The organism is Streptomyces sp. P9-A2 (assembly GCF_036634175.1).
Classification (GTDB): domain Bacteria; phylum Actinomycetota; class Actinomycetes; order Streptomycetales; family Streptomycetaceae; genus Streptomyces; species Streptomyces pratens.
In genome coordinates, this window is the sequence record NZ_JAZIFX010000001.1 from 7,541,451 (window position 1) to 7,561,809 (window position 20,359).

A 20,359-nucleotide genomic window follows, 5' to 3' on the forward strand; every position below is an offset into this window, starting at 1 on the left:
CATGACGTCTTCGAAGCGAAACCGCGCCGAGGCCCTGCCGCAGGACCTCCGGGAAGCACTCCGCCGCCGGCTCGCCGGACGGGCCGCCGACACCCCCGGCGCCGCCCGGCAGGCCATCGGGCACGCGGACCGCACCCGGCCGCTGCCGCTGTCCTTCGCCCAGCAGCGCCTGTGGTTCCTGGACCGGCTGCACCCCGGCGACCCGCGCTACAACAGCGCGGTCGCGCTGCGGCTCACCGGAACCCTCGACCACACCGCCCTGACCGGCGCGCTGGAGCACGTGGTGGGGCGGCACGAGGCACTGCGCACCACGTTCGACGAGACCGACGGCAGCCCCACGCAGACCGTGCGGCCGGCCGGCCCGCTCCCGCTGCCGGTCCGGGACATCCCGGCCACCGGGGACGGGGAAGCCCTGGACGCGGTCCTGGTGGCCGCGTACGAGCGCCCCTTCGACCTGCGCACCGGACCGCTGCTGCGCGCCCTGCTGCTGCGCGAGTCGGACCATGCGCACGTGCTGCTGCTGACGGCCCATCACATCGTCACCGACGGCTGGTCGATGGGCGTGCTCCTGGAGGAGCTGTGCGCCGCCTACGACGCCCTCGCCCAGGGCGCGGAGCCCGCGCTGCCGCCGGTGGCGACGCAGTACCCGGACTTCGCCGTCTGGCAGCGAGAGCAGCTCTCCGGCCCCCGGCTGGAGCGTCGACTGGCGCATTGGAAAGAGCGGTTGTCCGGTGCGGTGGCGCCCGAGCTGCCACTGGACCGGCCGCGCCGCGGCGAGGATTCCGGCGCGGGCGCGGTGCACACCTTCACCGTCCCCGCCGCCACCACGGCCCGGCTGAAGCACCTCGCGGCCGAGCGGCACACCACGCTGTTCACCGCCCTGGTCGCCGCCTCCCAGGCCCTGCTGGCCCGCTGGTCGGGGCAGGACGACATCACCGTCGGCTCGCTCACCCCCGGCCGCGGACGCACCGACCTGGAACGGGCCGTCGGGTTCTTCGTCAACACCGTCGTGCTGCGCACCCGCGTCGAGACCGGCGGTTCCTTCCGCGACCTGCTGGCCGCCGCCGCGGACACCGTCAACGACGCCTTCGCGCACGGTGACACGCCGTTCGAACGGCTGGTGGAGGCCGTCGGCGCGGCCCGGGAGGCGGGCCGCAACCCCCTGTTCGACGTGATGGTCCTGCTGCACCCCGCGCCGCCCGCCGCCCCCGACCCGCACGGCCTGGCCACCGCCCCGGTCGCCGTACCCCGGCGGGCCGCCACGTTCGACCTGAGCGTGGAGTTCGTACCCGACGGCGACGGGCTGACCGGTCTGCTGGAGTACCGCACCGACCTGTTCGACGCGGCCACCGCCGAGCGCATGGCGGACCAGCTGCTGCGCACGCTGGACGGCGCCGCCGCCGAGCCGGACCGCCCGCTCGGCGCCCTGCCCCTGCTCTCGCCCCGGCAGACGCGGCAGGTCACCCGGGACTGGAACGCGACCGCGCGGCCCGTCCCCGAGGACACCCTGCCCGAGCTGTTCGCACGGCAGGCCGCCCGCACCCCGCACACCACCGCCCTGGTCGCCGGGGACGAACGCCTGGACCACGCGACGCTCGACGCCCGCGCCGACCGGCTGGCCCGGCAGCTCGTGGCGCGCGGAGCCGGCCCCGAGCGGCTGGTCGCCCTGCGACTGCCCCGCACCGCCGACATGATCGTGGCGATCCTCGCCGTCTGGAAGGCCGGCGCCGGCTATCTGCCCCTGGATCCCGCGCTGCCGGAGGAGCGCATACGGTTCCTGCTCGACGACGCCCGGCCGGCCCTCGTACTGGACGGGACCACGCTGCGGGACCTGTCCGGCACCGGCCCCGCCGCCGACGCGGGCCCGCTCACCCCGCCGCACCCCGACACCACCGCCTACGTCCTCTACACCTCCGGCTCCACCGGCCGCCCCAAGGGCGTCACCGTGACCCACCGGTCCCTGGCGAACCTCCTGGCGGGCCACCGCGAGGGCTTCGTCGCCGAGGCGGGCGGCGGGCCGCTGCGGGTCGCGCTGACGGCGTCGTTCTCCTTCGACACCTCGCTGGAGGGCGTGCTGCTGATGGCCGACGGCCACCCGCTGCACCTGGTCGACGAGACGACCCGGCTGGACGCCGCCGCGCTGGTCGAGTACGTCGTCGAGCACCGCATCGACTTCCTCGACCTGACCCCCATCCACCTGCGCCAACTGCTGCCCGCCGGACTGCTCACCGACCCGCGCCACCACCCCCGGGTGCTGATGCTCGGCGGCGAGGCCGTCGGGCCCGACCTGTGGCGGGAGCTGGCCGAGCGGCGGGACGTGGCCGCGTACAACTTCTACGGGCCCACCGAGTGCACGGTCGACGCCCTCGCCTGCCGCATCGAGGGCGACGGCCGCCCCACCGTCGGCCGGCCGCTCGCCAATGTGCGCGCCTACGTCCTCGACGACCGGCTCCGGCCTGTGCCGCCCGGGGTCGGCGGCGAGCTGTACCTGGCCGGCGCGCAGCTGGCGCGCGGCTACGCCGGCCGGCCGGGGCTCACCGCCGCACGGTTCCTGCCCGACCCGTACGGCCCGCCCGGCACCCGCATGTACCGCACCGGCGACCTGGCCCGCTGGACCGCCGACGGACGCCTGGACCACCTGGGACGCGCCGACGACCAGGTCAAGGTGCGCGGCCACCGCATCGAGCCCGGTGAGGTCGAGGCGGCCCTGACGGACCTGCCCGGGGTCGCCGCCGCCGCGGTCGTCGCCGTCACCGACCCGCACGGCCACACCCGGCTCGCCGCCTACCTGGTGCCCCGGCAGACGACCTCCGCCCCGTCGCGACGCCCGGCACGCGCACCCGAGCTCTCGGCTTCGCTCGAGCAGGGAGGCACCCCCTTCGCCGTACCGGCCGAAAGCCCGAGTACCTCCAGTACGAGGGCTTCCGTCCGGCACACCGAGAGCACGCACCGGCCGCCGCTCCTTGACGGGCAGACGTTGCCTGCCGGGGCCCCGGTCCCCGCCGACCACGACGCGCGGCTCACCGCGACCGAGGTGCGGGCGGCCTGCCGGCGCGTGCTGCCCGACCACATGGTGCCGTCCTCCTTCACCGTGCTCGACGCCCTGCCGATGACCGTCAGCGGCAAGGTCGACCGGCGTGCCCTGCCCGCCCCCGACCCCGACGGCGGCGGGCGCGACAAGGAGTTCGTCGCCCCGCGCACCCCCGAGGAGGAGACCCTCGCCCGCATTTGGGCCGAGGTGCTGGGCGCGCGCCGGGTCGGTGTGAGCGACAACTTCTTCGAGCTGGGCGGCGACTCCATCCTCAGCATCCAGGCCGTCTCCCGCGCCCGCGCGGCGGGCCTGCACCTGACCTCGCGGGACGTCTTCCGCCACCAGACCGTCGCCGACCTCGCCGCCGCCGCGTCCGCGCGCGCCGCCGAGGTGCCCGCGCCCCGGCGGCCGCGCGAGGAGGGCCCGGCACCGCTGACGCCGATCCAGGAGTGGTTCTTCGCCACCCACGGCCCGCTGCGGCACTTCAGCATGTCGATGCTGCTGGACCTGCCGCACGACCTGGACGAGGCGGCCCTGGAACGTGCCCTGGAGGCACTGGCCGCCCACCACCCCGCGCTGCGCACCCGCTTCGTCCGCTCGGGGGACACCTGGCGCCAGCACCCCGGCGACGGCCCGGCCGCCGGCCTGCTCACCCGCCACGACCTCTCCCGCGCCGCCGACCCGACGGCCACCCGCGAGGAGGCCGCCGGGGCCGCCCGCGCCGCCCTCGACCCGGAGACCGGCGCCCTGCTGCGCGCCGCCCTGCTGTCCCGCCCCGGCGAGCGCCCCCAGCTCTTCGTCACCGCCCACCACCTGGCGGTGGACAGCGTCTCCTGGCGCGTCCTCCTCGCCGACCTCGCCCAGGCCTACCGGCAGGCGGCCCAGGGCGCCCCGGTCCAACTGGAGCCCGTCCCCACGCCGTTCGCCGACTGGGCCGCGCACCTGTCCCGCCGGGTGCGCGCCGGTGACCTCGACGCCGACCTGCCGCACTGGACGGCCGAGGCCGCCGAACCCCGTACCCCGCTGCCCGTGGACCGTCCCGGCACCCCGCTCGCCGGCGCGGTCCGCACGCTCCACACCCGCGTGGACCGCGCCACCACCCACGCTCTCCTGCGCCAGGTGCCCGCGGTCTACCGCACGCAGGTCAACGACGTGCTGCTCAGCGCGCTGGGCCGGGTCCTCGCCGACTGGACGGGCACCGGGCGGGTGACCGTCGCACTGGAGGGCCACGGCCGCGAGGACGACACGCTGGACCTGTCCCGCACGGTGGGCTGGTTCACCACCCAGTACCCCGTCACCCTCACCCCCGCCGGACCGTCCGACGCGCCCGACTGGGGCACCACCCTCAAGACGGTGAAGGAACGGCTGCGGGCCGTTCCCCGGCACGGCCTCGGCTACGAGGCCCTGGCCCGCCTCGGCTCGCCCGGCCCGGCCGCCCGCGCCCTGCGGGACCTGCCGCTGCCGCAGGTCTGCTTCAACTACCACGGTCAGTGGGAGGCCGGCGAGGGGAGGGACTTCGCCCCGGCGGGCGAGGCGCCCGGCCGTGACATCGCCGCCGACCGGCCGCCGGCCCACCTGCTGGACGTGTCCGCCGTGGTCGCCGACGGCGAACTGGAGATCACCTGGCACTACAGCGACCAGGTGCACGACGAGGACACCGTCCGCACCCTCGCCGACGGCATGACCCGCGCGCTCGCCGCGATCGCCGGGCACTGCGCCCGCCCCGGCGCGGGCGGCCGCACCCCGTCCGACTTCCCGCTGGCCCGCCTCGACCAGGACCGCCTGGACCGCCTGGCCGGCGACGGGCGGGACGTGGCGGACGTCCTGCCGCTGACCCCGCTCCAGGAGGGCATGCTCTTCCACCGGCTGGTCGGCGGCCCCGACGACGTCTACGTCGACCAGGCGGCGCTCCTGCTGGACGGCGTCGCCGACCCGCACGCCCTCGCCGTGGCCTGGCAGCGCGTCACCGACCGCACCCCCGCCCTGCGCACCTGCGTGGTCTGGGAGGACGTACCGGTGCCCCTCCAGGTCGTGCGCCGGGACGTGCGGGTGCCGGTGACCCACCTCGACTGGCGGAACCTGGACGAGGCCGAGCGCGCCGAGCGCCTCGACCGGCTGCGGGCCGACGACCTGGCCCGCGGCATCGACCTCGCCGCCGCGCCGCTGATGCGGCTGACCCTGGTGCGGCTGCCCGACGCGCGGCTGCACCTGCTGTGGACCTCCCACCACCTGATCCTGGACGGCTGGAGCCTGGCCCAGGTGCTGACCGAGGTGGTCGAGGAGTACGCGGCGCTCACCGCCGGCGCCGAGTCCCGGCCGCCGGTACGGCGCCCCTTCGCCGACTACGTGCGGTGGCTGGCGGACCAGGACGCCGACGCCGCCCGCGCGCACTGGCAGGGCGTCCTCGCCGGCTTCACCGCACCCACCCCGCTGCCCACCGACCGCCCCCTGCGCGAGGCCCACTCGGCCCGCTCCGCCGACGTCCACGTGGCCGGCCTGGACGAGGAGGCGTCGGCCCGGCTGGCGCGCACCGCACGCGAGGCCGGCCTCACCCTCAACACGGTCGTGCAGGGCGCCTGGGCGCTGCTGCTGGCCCGGTACGGCGCCGAGGACGACGTGGTCTTCGGCACCACCGTCTCCGGCCGGCCCGACGACCTGCCCGGCGCCGAGTCGATGGTGGGCATGTTCATCAACACCGTGCCCACCCGCATACGCGTCGACCCCGGGCGCCCGGCCGGCGCGTGGCTGCGGGAACTCCAGGACGCACAGGCCGAGTCGAGGCGGTTCGCGGCCGTGTCGCTGGCCGAGCTGACCCGGCTGAGCGACGTGCCGTCCGGCAGCCCGCTCTTCCACAGCATGGTCGCCTTCGAGAACTACCCCTTCGACGAGGCACGCACGGCCGGCTCCGGAGTGCGCCTGGCCGAGGTGACCTCCCGCGACGCCACCAACTACCCGCTCGTCCTGCGCGCCCACCACGGCGAACGCCTCGGCTTCGACCTCGCCTACGACCCCGCCCTGTTCGACGCGGCGACCGTCCGCTCACTCGCCGATCGGCTGTGCCTGCTGCTCACGGAGATCGCCGACGGCCCCGACCGGCCGCTGCGCGCCCTGGCCCGGCCGACGGCCGGGGAACGGCGGCGGATGCTCACCGAGTGGAACGGCACCGAAGAGGGCCGCCCCGACGAGACCTTGGTGGACCTGTTCGAGGCGCAGGCCGCCCGCACGCCCGGTGCCGTCGCCGTCACCTGCCAAGCCGAGCGTCTGGACTACGCGACGCTCGACGCCCGCGCCGGCCGGCTCGCCCACCGGCTCGCCGAACTCGGCGCCGCGCCCGAGCGGTTCGTCGCCCTCGCGCTGCCCCGCTCCTGCGACCAGGTCGTCGCGGTCCTCGCCGTGCTGAAGACCGGCGCGGCCTACCTGCCGATCGACCCGGCCTCGCCCGCCGAACGCATCGGCCACCTCCTCGCCGACGCCGCCCCGGTGACGCTGGTGACCACGACCGGCACGGCGGCACGGGCCGACGGCACCGACGTGCCCGTCCTCCTCCTCGACGACCCGGACACGGAGGCCGACCTCGCCCGCCGCCCGGCCACCGGCCCCGCCCCGGCCCGCCGGCCGCTGCCGGAGAGCCCCGCCTACGCCATCCACACCTCCGGCTCCACCGGCCGCCCCAAGGGCGTGGTGATCCCGCACGCCAACGTGGTGCGGCTGTTCACCCGCACGAGCCACTGGTTCGGCTTCGGCCCGGACGACGTGTGGACGATGTTCCACTCCTACGCGTTCGACTTCTCCGTGTGGGAGCTGTGGGGCCCGCTGCTGCACGGCGGCCGGCTCGTGATCGTGCCCGACGAGACCGCCCGCTCCCCGGAGGACTTCCTGCGCCTGCTGGCGGACGAGCGGGTCACCGTCCTCAACCAGACGCCGTCCGCGTTCTACCCGCTGATCCGCGCGGACGCCGAACATCCCGAGGTCAGCGCCCGTCTCGCGCTGCGCACGGTGGTCTTCGGCGGTGAGGCCCTGGACACCGGCCGGCTCGCCGACTGGTGGACGCGCCACCCGGCCGCCGCCCCGCGCCTGGTCAACATGTACGGCATCACCGAGACCACCGTGCACGTCACCCACGCCCCGCTCGACCCCGCCACCGCCGCCGACGGCCCCGCCGGTCCCATCGGCACGGCCATCGAGGACCTGCGGGCGTACGTGCTCGACGCGGACCTGGCGCCCGTACCGCCCGGAGCGACCGGCGAGCTGTACGTGGCGGGCGAGGGCCTGGCCCGCGGCTACCTGGGCCGCCCCGGCCTCACCGCCACCCGCTTCCTGGCCGACCCGTTCGGACCGGCCGGCAGCCGCATGTACCGCACGGGCGACCGGGCGAAGTGGCGGGCCGACGGCACCCTGGAGTACCTGGGCCGCACCGACGCCCAGGTGAAGATCCGCGGCTACCGCATCGAACCCGGCGAGATCGAGGCCGCCCTGCACACCCACCCCGGCGTCGCCGAGGCCGCGGCCGGCGTGTTCGAGGACGCCTCCGGCACCCGCCGGCTCGTGGCGCACGTCACCGGCTCCGGCGGTGCGATCCCCGCGCCGGCCGAGCTGCGCGCCCACCTGGAGCGCCTGCTGCCCGCCCACATGGTGCCCGCCGCCTACGTACCGATGGACGCGCTGCCGCTCACCGTCAACGGCAAACTGGACCGGCGCGCACTGCCCGCGCCGGGACCGGACGGCTACGCCGCCGGCCCCGACCGGACCCCGCCGCGCACGCCCGCCGAACGGCTGGTCGCCGCCGCCTGGGCGGACGTGCTGGGAGTGGAGGAGGTGCACGCCGGCGACGACTTCTTCGCGCTCGGCGGTGACTCCATCCTCGCCGTCCGCGTCACCGCCCGGCTGCGCGCCGCGTTCGGTCCCGGCGCCTCCCCGAGGCTGCTGTTCACCCGTCCCACGGTGGCCGCCCTGGCCGCCGAGCTCGGCGAACCGGCCGACGACGCGTCCGCCCCGCGGGCCGACGCGATACCGGCGTCCGCCCCGCACATCCCGGCGCCGCTGTCGTACGCCCAGCAACGCCTGTGGTTCCTCGACCGGTTCGAGCCCGGCAGCACCGAGTACACGACGCTGTCCGTGCTCCGCCTGCGCGGCCCGCTCGACGAGAACGCCCTGCGCACCGCGCTGGACGGCCTGGTCGCCCGGCACGAGGCACTGCGCACCACGTTCGCCGAACAGGACGGACAGACCCGGCAGACGGTGCGTCCGCCGCATCGGGTCGGCCTGCCTGTGGACGACCTCACCGCGGCCCCGGACGGGCGGGCGGCGCTGGACGCGCTGCTGGAACGCGAGGCCGCCACGCCCTTCGACCTGGCGGCCGGGCCGCCGCTGCGCGCCCGGCTCGCCCGCACGGCCGCCGGCGAGCACGACAAGCGCGGCGAGCACGATAAGCGCGGCGAGCACGACAAGCGCGGCGAGCACGACAAGCGCGGCGAGCACGACAAGTACGGCGAGCACGACAAGTACGGCGAGCACGACAAGTACGGCGAGCACGTTCTCGTCCTCGCCGTCCACCACATCGTCACCGACGGCTGGTCGCTCGGCGTCCTCGGCCGGGACCTGGGCGAGCTGTACGCGGCGGCACACGAGGGCCGCGAGCCCGAACTCCCGGCGCTGCCCGTCCGGTACGCCGACCACGCCACCTGGCAGCGCGCCCGCACCGACCACGTCGAGGAGCAACTCGCCCACTGGCGCGAGACGCTGGACGCAGTGCCCCCGCTGGAGCTCCCGACCGACCGTCCGCGCCCCGCCGTACGCGCCGGGGACGGCGCGCTGGTGACCTTCACCCTGCCCGCCGAGCTGACCGACCGGCTGCGCGAGCGGGGCCGGGAGGCCGACGCCACCCTGTACATGACGCTGCTGACGGCCTGCACGGCCCTGCTGTCCCGCTGGGCCGACCAGGACGACTTCGCCGTCGGCACCGTCACCGCGGGCCGTGAACGCCCCGAACTGCACGACGTGGTCGGCATGTTCGTGAACACGCTGGTGCTGCGCAACCGAATACGCCCCGGCACGTCGTTCCGCGCGCTGCTGGAGCAGGTGCGCGGCACCGTCCTGGAGGCGTTCACCCACCAGGACGTGCCCTTCGAACGGCTGGTGGACGCTCTCCGGCCCGAGCGGGACACCAGCCGCACCCCCCTGTTCCAGGTCATGGTCGCCCTGCACAACCTGGGCGCCGAGGCCCCCGCGCTCCCGGACCTGGACGTCGAGCCGGTCACCCCGCCGGTCCGGCACGCCACGTTCGACCTGGCCTTCGACTTCGTGGAGACGGACGGCGGTGTCACCGGCCATCTGGAGTACGACACCGCCCTGTTCGACGAGGACACCGTCCACCGTCTGGCCGCCAGGCTGCGGCTGCTCCTGGAGGCCGCCGCGCAGGACCCCGACCGCGACGTGCGGGCACTGGAACTGATGACCGCCGCCGAGCGGCACCGGGTGCTCCACGACTGGCAGGGGCCGCGGCTCGCGGTCCCCGACACCACCTTCCCCGCCCTGTTCGAGGCGCAGGCCGCCCGCACCCCGCACGTCACCGCCCTGGTGGCACGGGACGCCACGTTCGACTTCGCCGCCCTCAACGAGCGCGCCAACCGGCTCGCCCACCACCTCCTCGCCCGGGGCGTCGCCCCCGAGAAGGTGGTCGCCGTACGGCTGCCACGCACCTCCGACCTGCTCGTGTCGGTGCTCGCCGTCACCAAGGCGGGCGGCACCCTCCTCTGCCTCGACCCCGACCTGCCCGCCGAACGCGTCACCCGCCTCCTCGCGGACGCGGCCCCGCACACCGTGCTGACCGCCGACGCCCTGCGCGAGGTGCCGTGGGACCGGCTGCCCGCCCACGACCCCACCGACCGCGACCGCCCGGCCCCGCTGCTCCCCGGCCACGCCGCCTACATCGTCTACACCTCCGGTTCCACCGGCACCCCCAAGGGCGTTGTCGTCGAACACCGCCACCTGGTCAACCTCTGCCACGACCACCGCGAAGGGCTCGTCGCCCCGCACACCGCGGACGGGCGGCGGCTGCGCGCCGCGCTGAGTGCCTCGTTCTCCTTCGACACCTCCTGGGAGGGGCCGCTGCTGTTCGCCCTCGGGCAGGAGGTCCACCTCGTCGACGAGGACGTGCGCCTGGACCCGGACGCGTTCTGCGCCCAGGTCGCCGAACGCCGCCTGGACCTGGTGAACGTCACCCCGACCTTCCTGCGCGAACTCCTCGCCGCCGGACTCCTCGCACCCGGCCGCCACCACCCGCGCGTCCTCATGGTCGGCGGCGAGGCGACCGGCCCCGACACCTGGCGGGAGCTGTGCGCCGCCGCGGACCTAGGCGTCACCGCGTACAACATGTACGGGCCCACCGAGTGCACCGTCGACGCCACCTACGGGCGTGTCACCGACCACCCGGACCGGCCGGTCGTCGGGCGACCCGGCCGCAACCTGCGCGCCCACGTCCTCGACGGCGCCCTGCGCCCGGTGCCGCCCGGCGTGCCCGGCGAGCTGTACCTCGCCGGCGCGCAGGTGGCCCGCGGCTACCTGGGCCGCCCCGGTTCGACCGCGTCACGCTTCCTCGCCGACCCGTTCGGCGCGCCGGGGGAGCGGATGTACCGCACCGGCGACCGCGCCCGCCGGGACGAGCGAGGGCTGCTGGAGTTCCTGGGCCGCGCCGACGAGCAGATCAAGATCCGCGGCTTCCGCATCGAACCCGGCGAGGTCGAGGCCGCGCTGCTCACCCACCCGGACGTGTCCGAGGCAGTGGTGACGGCACGCGAACACGCGGGCCGGCTCATGCTCGTGGCCCACCTGGTGCCCGCCGGGAACACGGTGCCGACCGCCGACGAGCTGCGCCTGGCCCTCCGGCGCACCCTGCCGGACCACATGGTGCCGACCGCGTACGTCCCGCTGGCGCGCATCCCGCGCACCAGCAGCGGCAAGACCGACCGGCGCGCCCTGCCCGCCCCGCCCGCGCAACCGGACCCCGCCACGACGTACGTGGCACCGCGTCCCGGCACCGAGGAGACGCTGGCCGCGATCTGGGCGGACGTCCTGCGGACCGAACGGGTGGGCACGCGGGACAACTTCTTCGCGCTCGGCGGCGACTCCATCCTCAGCATCCAGATCGTCTCCCGGGCCCGCCGGGCCGGGCTGGCGCTGACCACCAAGGACGTCTTCCGCCACCAGACCGTCGCCGAACTCGCCCTGCGCGTCACCGAGGCGGCCCCCGCGGCGGCAAACGCGACTCCGCCCGCCGAGGCACCGCTCACCCCGATCCAGCGCTGGTACCTCGACGGCCGCCGCCCCGGCGACCCGCTGCGCTTCACCATGTCGCAGCGGACCGAACTCGCCCCCGGCACCGACCTGTCCGCCCTGCGCCCCGCCGTGGACGCCCTCGTCCGCCACCATCCGGCCCTGCGCACCCGCTTCCGCCGCACCGACGACGCCTGGCGCCAGGAGATCCTGCCGGACGTCCCGGACGGCGTCCTCACCCACCACGACGTGACCGGCCTGGACGGCTCCGCACTGGAGGCCGAGGTGCGGCGTGCCGCGGACGCGGCCCGGGACTCCCTCGACCCGACCGAGGGCCGCGTGGCACGCGTCCTGCTCTTCGACCGCGGCCCGGACCTGCCCGCACAACTCCTTTTCATCGTCCACCACTTGGCCGTCGACGGCGTCTCCTGGCGGATCCTGCCGGCCGACCTGGAGACCGCCCACCGCTGCGCCGCGGACGGACGTCCCGTCGAACTGCCCCCGGCCGGAACCCCGTTCGGCCACTGGGCGGCCCGGCTGGAGACGCACACCCGGTCCGGCGCCCTGGACGGCGACCTCCCCCACTGGGAGCGCACCGCGCAGGCCCCCGCCGACCTGCCCGCGGGCCGGCCCGGCCCCCACACCCACGGCAGCGCCGCCACGGTCACCGTGCTGCTCGAGCCGGAGACGACCGAGGCCCTGCTGCGCCGGGTCCCGGAGGTCTACCGCACCCAGGTCAACGACGTCCTCCTCAGCGCCCTCGGCCGCACCCTGGCCCGCTGGTGCGGGCGCGAGACCGTGCTGGTCGGCGTGGAGGGCCACGGCCGCGAGGACCTCTTCGACGACGTGGACCTGTCCCGGACGGTCGGCTGGTTCACCGCCGAGTTCCCCCTCGCGCTGAGCGTCGACCCCGACGCCGGCTGGCACGACACCCTGCGCTCGGTCAAGGAGCAGCTGCGCGCGGTGCCGCTGCACGGCCTGAGCCACGGCGCGCTGCGCCACCTGTTGCCCGACAGCCCGCTGACCGGTGCTCCGGCGCCACAGGTCGGCTTCAACTACCACGGCCGGTGGGACGCCGACGGCGCGGGGAGCGGCCTCTACGGCGCCGCCCTGCCCCCGGCCGGCTCCGACACCGACCCCGACGCGCCCCGCCCCTACCTGCTGGACATCACCGGTGTGGTCCAGGACGGCCGCCTCGAACTCGGCTGGACCTATCCGCCGACCGTCTACGACGAGTCCACCGTCCGTGAGCTCGCCGACGGGATGTGCGCGGCGCTGCGCGACATCGCGGCCCACTGCGCCCGCCCGGACGCGGGCGGCCGCACCCCGTCGGACTTCCCGCTCGCCGGACTCGGCCAGAGGGAGCTGGACCGCCTCGTGGGCGACGGCCGGCACGTGGCGGACGTCCTGCCGCTGACACCCCTGCAGGCCGGGATGCTCTTCCACGGCCTGGTGGACACCGCGGGCGCCTACTTCGACCGGACGGCCGTACGACTGTCCGGGGTGGCCGACCCGCGGGCCTTCGCCGCGGCCTGGCAGCAGGTCGCCGACCGCACCGAGGCCCTGCGCACCAGCGTCCACTGGCAGAACCTGCCGCACCCGGTCCAGGTCGTCCACCACCGCGTGGAGCTGCCCGTCACCCACCTGGACCGGCGGCACCTGACGCCCGAGCAGCGAGAGAGGGAGACGGAGGACCTGTCGGCCGCCGACCGCACGGCGGGCATGGACCTCACGACCGCACCCCTCACCCGCATCACCCTGGCCGCGCTGCCCGGCGACGAGATCCTGCTGCTGTGGTCCTCCCACCATCTGATCCTGGACGGCTGGAGCACCGGGCAGCTGCTCACCGAGGTGTGCGAGCGCTACGCCGCGCTCACCGGCGGCCGCGAGGCCCCCGTGCCGGTCAGGCGCCCGTTCTCCGACTTCCTGCGCTGGCTGCACGAGCAGGACGAGACCGCGGCCGAGGCGTACTGGGCCGGCGCCCTCGCGGGTTTCCCGGCCCGCACCCCGCTGCCGTACGACCGCACACCGGCCGAGGCGCACCGCGCCCGCGCCGCCGCCACGGCACACCGGCAGCTGGACGAACGCGTATCGGCGCGGCTGCGGGAGACGGCGGCACGGGCCGGGCTGACGGTGAACACCGTGATCGAGGGCGCCTGGGCGCTGCTGCTGGCCCGCCACGGTGGACGCGACGACGCCGTGTTCGGCACGACCGTCTCCGGGAGGCCGGCCGAACTGCCGGGCGTGGAGGCGATGATCGGCATGTTCATCAACACCGTGCCCACCCGGATCCAGGTCACGGGCGGGGGAGCGGCGTCCTGGCTGCGGGGCGTGCAGGAGCGCCAGAGCGACGCGCGGCGCTTCGACTTCCTCGCGCTGCCCCGCATCCGGGCGCTGAGCGAAGTCCCGGCGGGCGAGTCGCTGTTCGACAGCATGGTGGTGTTCGAGAACTACCCCGTCGACGAGTCCGCCACGGCCCGCACGGGCGTGCACGTCGAGGAGGTGCGGGCCGACGACGCGCCGACCTTCCCGCTGTGCCTGCGAGCCCACCTCGGCGACCGGCTCGGCATCGACCTCGCCTACGACGCCGACCTGTTCGACGCGGACACGGCCGAACGCCTCGCGGCCCGGCTCGCGGTCGTCCTGACCGCCCTCGCCGACGCCATCGAGGCCGACGCGGACGTGAGGGGCCTGCCGCTGCTGACCGAGGACGACCGCGCCCTGCTGGAGCGGTGGAACACCCCCGTGCGGCGGACGGCGCCGCGCAGTCCCGTCGGGCTGTTCGCCGAGCAGGCCCGCCGCACCCCCGACGCGCCCGCCCTGCGCGACGGCGACACGGAGCTGACGTACCGCGGCCTCGACGAGTGGTCCGACGCCGTGGCGTCCCGGCTCCTCGCCGACGGCCTGCGGGCGGAGGACCGGGTGGCGCTGCCGATGGACCGCTGCGCCGAACTCGTCGTCGCCCAGCTCGCCGTCCTCAAGGCGGGCGGCGCCTACGTGCCGGTGGACGCCCGCGCCCCCGAGGAGCGGCGCCGGGCGCTGGCCGAACGGGCGGGCGCGACGGCCGAGCTGACCGCCGCGGACGTCGCCGCCGCACGCACCCCCGTGCCGGGCGTGCCCGCCGCCGTACCCGCGGACGCCGACCGGCCGGCGTACGTGATGTTCACCTCCGGGTCGACCGGCGAGCCCAAGGCGGTCGCGGTACGCCACCGCGACGTGGCCGCCCTCGCCACCGACGGCCGCTTCACCGGCGGGGTGTGCGACCGGGTGCTGCTGCACTCCCCGGTGGCCTTCGACGCCGCCACCTTCGAGGTGTGGGCGCCCCTGCTGAACGGCGGCTGCGTGGTCGTGGCACCGCCCCGGCCCCTGGACGCGGCACTGCTGCGGCACCTGGTCCGCGACGACGGCCTGAGCGCGCTGTGGCTGACCGCCGGCCTCTTCCGGCTGCTGGCGCAGGACGCGCCGGACTGCTTCACCGGCCTGCGCCAGGTGTGGACCGGCGGCGACGTGGTGCCCGCCGCGGCCGTACGCCGCGTGCTGTCCGCCTGCCCCGGCCTGACCGTCGTGGACGGCTACGGCCCCACCGAGGCGACGACGTTCGCGACGTCCTTCGCGCTCACCGACGCGGCGGCCGTGCCGGACACCGTGCCCATCGGCCACCCGCTCGACGACATGCGGGTCCACGTCCTCGACGGCCGGCTGCGGCCCGTGCCGCCGGGCTGCGCCGGCGAGCTGTACCTCGCCGGCGAGGGCGTGGCACGCGGCTACCTGGGCCGTCCCGGCGACACCGCCGCCCGCTTCCTCGCCGACCCCGCCGGCCCGCCCGGCACGCGCATGTACCGCACCGGCGACCTGGCCCGCCGCCGCCCCGACGGCACGGTCGAGTTCCTGGGCCGCGCCGACGACCAGGTGAAGATCCGCGGCTTCCGCGTCGAACCCGGCGAGGTGGAGGCGGCCCTCGCGGCGCATCCCGGCGTCGCGGACGTGGCGGTACTGGCCCGCGAGGACCGGCCCGGCGGCCGGCGCCTGGTGGCCTATGTGGTCGGCCCCGAAGACCTCACCGCCCTGAAGGAGTTCGCCCGGCGCTCGCTCCCCGACTACCTCGTGCCCTCGGCGTTCGTCGCCCTGCCCGCACTGCCGCTCAGCGGCAACGGCAAGGTCGACCGGGCCGCCCTTCCGGCACCGGAGGCCGCCGGCGGCGACCGGCGAAGCGCGCCGACCGCGCCGCGCACCGACGCCGAGCGGCGCACCGCTGACGTCTTCGCGGAGGTCCTGTCCGTGGAGCGGCCCGGCGTGGAGGACGACTTCTTCCAGCTGGGCGGGGACTCCATCCTCAGCATCCGGCTGGCCACCCGCCTGTCCGAGGCGTTCGGCGCCGACCTGTCACCGCGCGCGGTGTTCACCCACCCCACCCCCGCCGCCCTCGCCGCCCTGCTCACCGCGGAGCCCTCCGGCGACGCCGCGCCCACCGCGATCGTCCCGGTCCCCCGCGACACACCCGCCCCGATGTCGTACGCCCAGCAACGCCTTTGGTTCCTGGAGGAGTTCGCGCCGGGCAGCGGCGAGTACGTCACCGCGTTCGCCCTGCGCCTGCGCGGCCGGCTCGATGTGCCCGCTCTCACCGCGGCCCTGCGCGCCCTGGTCGAGCGGCACGAGGCGCTGCGCACCACCTTCGACACGGTGGACGGCCACGGCGTGCAGCTCGTCCACCCGGCGCCGGACGTGCCGCTGCCGCTGCACGACCTGTCGGGAACAGCGGAGCCCCACCGGGCGGCCCGGCTGGAGGAGCTGCTGGAGGCCGAGCGGGCCCGCACGTTCGACCTGCGGCAGGGCCCGCTGCTGCACGCGGGGCTGATCAGGCTCTCGGACGAGGAGCACGTCCTGACCCTGACCCTGCACCACATCGTCACCGACGGCTGGTCCACCGGAGTCCTCACCGGCGACCTCGCCCACTTCTACCGCGCCGAACCGGGCGCGGACAAAGGAAAGTTGCCGCCGCTGCCGGTGCAGTACGCCGACTACGCCCACTGGCAGCGCGGCAGCGGCACGGACGACCACCTCGCGTACTGGAAGGAGCACCTGACCGGTCTGGAAACACTGGACCTGCCCACCGACCGGCCGCGTCCGGTGGTGCGCACCCACGACGGCGCCGCCGTGCGCCTCGTCCTGCCACGCGGCACCACCCGCCGCCTCGTCCAGGTGGGCCGGGACCGGCAGACCACCCTGTTCACCACGCTGGTCGCCGCCGCGCAGACCTACCTGGCCCGCCTGACCGGCGGCCGGGACATCACCGTCGGCACGGTCACCTCCGGCCGCGACCGTCCCGAGACCCAGAACCTCGTCGGATTCTTCGTCAACACCCTCGTCCTGCGCTCCCGCGTCGAACCCGACCGCCCCTTCCCCGAGTTCCTCACCGAGGTGCGCGGGACCGTCCTGGACGCCTTCGCCCACCAGGAGGCGCCGTTCGAGCGGGTGGTGGACGAGGTGCAGCCGGTCCGCGACACCAGCCGCACCCCCCTGTTCCAGGTCATGGTGGTGCTGCAGAACGCCCCGGCCGCCACTCTCGACCTGCCCGGCGTCGAGGTCACCGACGTCGACACGGACCTGCGGCACGCGGCGTTCGACCTCACCCTGGAGTTCGCCGAGACCCCCGCCGGGGAACTGCACGGCCTGCTCACCTACAACACCGACCTGTTCGACGCGGCCACCGCCGAACGGATGGCCGACCAGCTCGGCACACTCCTGACCGCCGTCGCCGACGACCCCGGCCGCCCCGTGGGCGCCCTGCCGCTGGCCACCGACGAGACGCTCAAGGCCGTCCTCGACCAGGGACGCCCCGCCGCCCGCCCGGTACCGGCGGCGACGCTGCCGGAGCTGTTCGAACGGCAGGCCGCCCGCACGCCCGACGCTGTGGCCCTGGCCGACGCCGACGGCCGCGAGCTGACGTACGCGCAGGTCGAGCGCGCCGCCAACCGGCTGGCGCACCGGCTCATCGCCCGGGGCGTGGGACCCGAGCGGATCGTGGCGCTGGCCCTGCCCCGCGGCGCGGAGACGGTGGTGGCCCAGCTCGCCGTGGCCAAGGCCGGCGGTGCCTTCCTGCCCGTCGACCCGGACTACCCCGAGCAGCGACGGGAGTTCATGCTGCGCGACGCGGGCGCCCGGCTCGTCCTGGACGACCCCGCAGCCGTACGGGACGCGGACGGGCCGGACACCGCGCCCACGGACGCCGACCGCACGGCCCCGCTGACCGTCGACCACCCCGCGTACGTGATCTACACGTCCGGTTCCACCGGCACACCCAAGGGCGTGGCGGTGACGCACAGCGGACTGGCCGCCTTCACCGCGGCCGCCGCCGACCGCTACGACGCGGGCCCCGGTGACCGGGTCCTGCAGTTCGCCTCGCCCAGCTTCGACGCCTCCGTGCTGGAACTGTGCGTGTCCCTGCTCGCCGGAGCCACCCTCGTCACCGGGGAGGAGGGCCCGCTCGTCGGCGAGCGGCTCGCCGAGGTCCTCGCCGGGCGGCGCGTCAGCCACACGCTGATCCCGCCCGCCGCCCTGGCCACGGTCGCCCCCGGGACCGCCGACGCCCTGCCGCACCTGCGCACCCTCATCGTCGGCGCCGAGGCGTGCCCGGCCCACCTCGTCGAACGGTGGGCACCCGGCCGACGCATGATCAACTCGTACGGCCCGACCGAGGCCACCGTCGTCGCCACCTGGACCGGCCCCCTCGCCCCCGGCCCGGACGCCCCGCCGATCGGACGCCCGGCCGGCGCCATCCGCGTCCAGGTCCTCGACGCCGCCCTGCGCCCCGTCCCGCCCGGCGTCACCGGCGACCTCTACGTGGCCGGACCCGGACTGGCCCGCGGCTACCTGAACCGGCCCGGCCCGACCGCCTCGCGTTTCGTCGCCGACCCGTTCGGCGCGCCGGGGGAGCGGATGTACCGCACCGGCGACCTGGCCCGCTGGGACGCGTCCGGCGAACTGCGCTTCGCCGGACGCGCCGACGACCAGGTCAAGCTGCGCGGCTTCCGCATCGAGCCCGGAGAGATCGAGAGCGCGCTGCGCCGCAGCCCGCGGGTGCGCGACGCGGTGGTCACCGTGCGCGGCGGCGGGACCGACCAGGACGGCCGGTCCGGCGGACGGCTCGTGGCCCACGTCGTGCCCGCCGAGGGCACCACGGAGGAACTGCCGGTGCCGGAGCTGCGCGACCACCTCGCCGGGCTGCTCCCGCCGCACATGATCCCGTCGGCGTTCGTGCCGCTGGAGCGCCTGCCGCTCACCCCCAACGGCAAGACCGACCGCGCCGCCCTGCCCGAACCCGGCCCCACGCACTCCGCCGCCGGGCCGCGCACGGCACCGCGCACCGACACCGAACGCCGCATCGCCCGCATCTGGGCCGATGTCCTCGGCGTGGCGGACGTCGGCGCGCACGACAACTTCTTCCACCTCGGCGGCGACTCCATCCTCAGCATGCAGGTCGTCTCCCGGCTGCGGCGGGACGGACTGCACCTGGCCACCCGCGAGCTGTTCACCCACCAGACGGTCGCCGAACTGGCCGGCGTCGTCACCGGCGCGCCCCGGCACTCCGGGGAGGGCCCGGTGAGCGGGGATGTGCCGCTCACCCCCATCCAGGAGTGGTTCCTGACCGGCCCGCGCGCCAGCCACGGCCACTTCAACCAGTCGCTGCTGCTGGAACTCGGCGCCCCCCTGGACGCCACCGCCCTGGAAACGGCCCTGAACGCCCTGCTCGACCACCACGACGCCCTGCGCATGCGCTTCACCGAGGACGAAGGCGGCTGGCGTCAGTTCAACCCGTCGCCGTCCGACACCGGCCGCGACCGGCTCCTGAACCGCCACGACCTGAGCGGGCTGACCTCCGCCGAGGCCGACGCGGCGATGGAGAAGGCCGCCGACGAGCTGCACACCGGCTTCGACCTGGCGCGCGGCCCGCTGCTGCGGGCGGCCCTGTTCACCGGGGGCACCGGCCGGCCCGCCTTCCTCCTCCTGGTCGCCCACCACCTCGTCGTGGACGCCGTCTCCTGGCGCGTCCTGCGCGACGACCTGGAGGCCGCCTACCGGCAGGCCGTCCAGGGCGAGCCTGTCGCACTGGGAGAACGCACCACCTCCTTCCGCGACTGGGCCCGGGGCCTCGCCGCGCACGTCGAGGCCGGCGCCCTCGACGACGAACTGCCCTACTGGGAGCGGGCGGCCGACGCCGAGCCGCTGCCCACCGGAATACCGGACGGGCTACCGGGCGGGCTACCGGGCGGGACGCCGACCGGGCCGGAGACCGGCCCCGTCGACACGCTCACCGTCGCACTGGACGAGGCGGACACCGAAGCACTCCTGCGCGCCGCGCCGACCGCTTACCGCACCCGCGTCAACGACGTGCTGCTCACCGCTCTCGCCCTGGCCCTGGCCCGCTGGACCGGCCGCGAGGAGATCCGCCTGGACCTGGAGGGACACGGCCGCGAGGACGTCCTCGACGACGTGGACCTCTCCCGCACGGTCGGCTGGTTCACCACCGTCCACCCCGTCGCCCTCCGGGTGCCCGAACCCGCCGACCTCGGCCCCGGCCGGGACTGGCGGACCCTGGTGAAGTCGGTGCGCCGCCAGTTGCGCGCCGTGCCCGGCAACGGCCTGGGCTTCGGCGCGCTGCGCACCTTCGGCCCGCCCGAGGTGCGCGAACGGCTCGGACGGGCCGCGCACGGACAGGTCGTCTTCAACTACCTCGGCCAGTGGGACGCCCGCCCGGAGAACCCCGGCGACGGCCTGATACATGTCGAGCACGGCTCGTTCGGCCGGCACCACGACCCGCGCGACAGCGGCTCCCATCCGCTGGAGATCGTCGGCGCGGTGCAGGGCGGCCGGCTGTCCTTCACCTGGCACCACCGGCCCGCCCTCCACGCCACGGACACCGTGCGACGCGTCGCGGACGACTTCGCCGAGGCCCTGCGCCACATCGCCCGCCACGCCCGGGACAACCGGTGACGCCCCGCCCAGCGGCCCGCGCCCCGCCGCCGTTACCAGCCCACCGCCCGCCACCCACCCGACCCC

The 20,359-nt window shown here is 75.9% G+C and carries 1 protein-coding gene; it reads left to right on the forward strand.

Annotated elements, in window-relative coordinates; translation table 11 throughout:
• The first annotated feature begins 1 nt into the window (after position 1).
• Positions 2-20,293, forward strand: coding sequence for a non-ribosomal peptide synthase/polyketide synthase (locus V4Y04_RS33970; RefSeq protein ID WP_332432156.1), 20,292 nt, complete (start codon positions 2-4; stop codon positions 20,291-20,293).
• Positions 20,294-20,359 lie beyond the last annotated feature (66 nt).

What these genes read in the sequence shown, in the direction of transcription:
- V4Y04_RS33970 (WP_332432156.1), top strand. Translation starts at nt 2, where the DNA reads ATGACGTCTTCGAAGCGAAACCGCGCCGAGGCCCTGCCGCAGGACCTC.